Annotated in this window: 2 protein-coding genes; both read right to left on the bottom strand. The window is 21.2% G+C overall.

Translation table 11 applies throughout. The features are described from left to right. Positions 1 to 175: 175 nt before the first annotated feature. Complete coding sequence (locus BTSPAZIEG_RS02115; protein WP_075473014.1) at positions 176 to 754, bottom strand: aminodeoxychorismate/anthranilate synthase component II; 579 nt, start codon at positions 752 to 754, stop codon at positions 176 to 178. Next, positions 751 to 2,310: an anthranilate synthase component 1 gene (locus BTSPAZIEG_RS02110; RefSeq protein WP_075473012.1), complete on the bottom strand. Its 1,560-nt coding sequence runs from the start codon at positions 2,308 to 2,310 to the stop codon at positions 751 to 753. The genes BTSPAZIEG_RS02115 and BTSPAZIEG_RS02110 overlap by 4 nt, the downstream gene beginning before the upstream one ends. Between the last annotated feature and the right edge of the window lie 199 nt (positions 2,311 to 2,509).

Genomic DNA, 2,509 nt, shown 5'->3' with positions numbered 1-2,509 from the left:
CTTATACAACTTTATACAAAGGTTATCCACAGTTTATACATTTTAAAAATGAAAACTTATACAACTTTATACAAAGGTTATCCACAGTTTATACATTTTAAAAATGAAAACTTATACAACTTTATACAAAGGTTATCCACAGTTTATACATTTTAAAAATGAAAAATTTTATTTTTTATGAACGTAACCATTGTATATGTTTTTTTAATAAAATTTCTCCATAAACAGTTAAAATAGATTCAGGATGAAACTGTAATCCACAAATTCGATCATAATTATTACGAATCGCCATAATTGTATTTTTTGAGCGCGCATTTACAATTAAATTTTTAGGAATATCATCACATATTAATGAATGATATCGTGCCACTAATAAAGGATTAGGCACGTTTAAGAACATTTCTAATTGATCATGTACAATATATGAAACCTTTCCATGCATAATTTTATTTGCATAACAAATTTTACCTCCATATACAGAAACAATTGCTTGATAACCTAAACAAATTCCAAAAATTGGAATTTTACCTTTACAAAATTTAATGATTTTTAATAAACATCCTGAATTTTTTGGTGTTCCGGGACCAGGCGATAAAATAATAATAGGATTTTTCATATAAGTTAAAGCTAAAATAATTGTTTGTACTGGAATTGTATTACGATATATTATGACATTTTGATTTAATTTTTTTAACATATCTACTAAATTATATGTAAAAGAATCTAAATTATCTAAAATTAAAACATCATTCATATTTTTAATACTCCTAATGAATTGCAAGATTGAAAAATTGATAATAAAACTACATAAGCTTTATTAAAACATTCATTCAATTCTTCTAAAGGAGATGAATCAAACATAATACCAGCTCCTGCCTGTACAGTAGCAATATTATTTTCAACATATGCGGAACGAATAATAATACTAGTATCCAATTTTCCTAAGCCAGTAAAATATCCAATTGATCCTCCATAACTTCCACGTTTTGTTTGTTCTATTTGAGCAATAATTTGCATTGCACGAATTTTTGGTGCACCAGTTAAAGTACCCATATTCATACAAGATTGATATGCATGAAAGATATCTAAATTTTTTTTTAATTTCCCTGTAACTTTCGACACTAAATGCATAACATGTGAATATTTTTCTATTTGCATTAATTTAGAAACTTTTCGACTTCCACATTTACAAATTTTTGCTAAATCATTTCTCGCTAAATCAACTAACATAATATGTTCTGCAAGTTCTTTAGTATTAATACGTAAAGATAATTCTAAACGATTATCTAATTCTTGATTAATAGAAAAATCTAAATTTTTTCCTCTAGGACGAGTTCCTGCAATAGGATGTATTTCAATAAGATTTTTATTAGGACAATATTTTAAAAAACTTTCCGGTGAAGCACCAAATAAAACAAAATTTTTATCTTGTAAGTAAAACATATATGGACTAGGATTATTTTTTTTTAAAATTTGATATGAATGTAATGAATGTTTACAAGGAATAAAAAATTTACGAGATGGAACAATTTGAAAAATTTCTCCACATTTTATTAATAATTGTAAATTTTGAATAATTTTAATAAATTTTTTATCAGTAATATTAGTAGATACAGAAATATTTTCTGAAGAAACTGAAGTTAAAGAAATTAATTTTTTTTTTAAAATTTTTTGTATTTTATAGAATCTTTTTTTTAAGCGATTTAATTCAGGAATATTTTTTGTAAAAGTACTAATTTGTAAAATAGTATTTTTTTTTTGGTGATTAATAATTAATAAACTTTCTGCTAAATAAAAACAAAAATCAGGACATTGATTAATTTTTTGTGTATAAGGTAAATTTTCAAATGTATTAATTAAATCATATGAAAATAAACCACCAAAAAACATAGAATATGGATATTGTGAAGGAATTAAAATACTTTTAATTAATAAACGAAAACTATCAAAAATTGATACAGATTGTAAAGATTCTTCTTCATGCATTTGTTTTTTATTTTTTTTAAATAATAATATTCTTAAATTTTCTTTTTTTAGAATGCATAAATTTTTTGGTAATTTTTTATCTAATAAATTTAATATTGCTTGTCCATTTAAAGTTAAAGATTTAATGAAAACTTTAAAACCTTCCGCAAAAATTTTTAATGCACTATCAATAATGATAATACTTTTTTTTTGTTTTTTTTTTTCTGAGGATTCTAACAATAAAGTATATTTTTTTTTTTTACATAAAGTATTAAAAGTTTTAATTGGATTTTTTTGATATTGTATTATTTTTGTAAAAATTTGAATAGTATTTTTATTAAGCATATAAGTTCTATTAAATAAAAAGTTTTAATAAATAAAATAATTTATTATTACAGATATATAAAAAAAAAACAATCAATTAATAATAATAATAAATTATTATTTAAAAAATAAAATATAAAAAATAAATAAACTTAATATATATATGTTTTATATAATATATATGTTTTATATAATATATATGTTTTATATAATATATATG

It is taken from the genome of Buchnera aphidicola (Tuberolachnus salignus) (assembly GCF_900016785.1).
Lineage (GTDB): Bacteria > Pseudomonadota > Gammaproteobacteria > Enterobacterales > Enterobacteriaceae > Buchnera_F > Buchnera_F aphidicola_M.
This window is presented reverse-complemented; position numbering and strand designations above follow the sequence as displayed.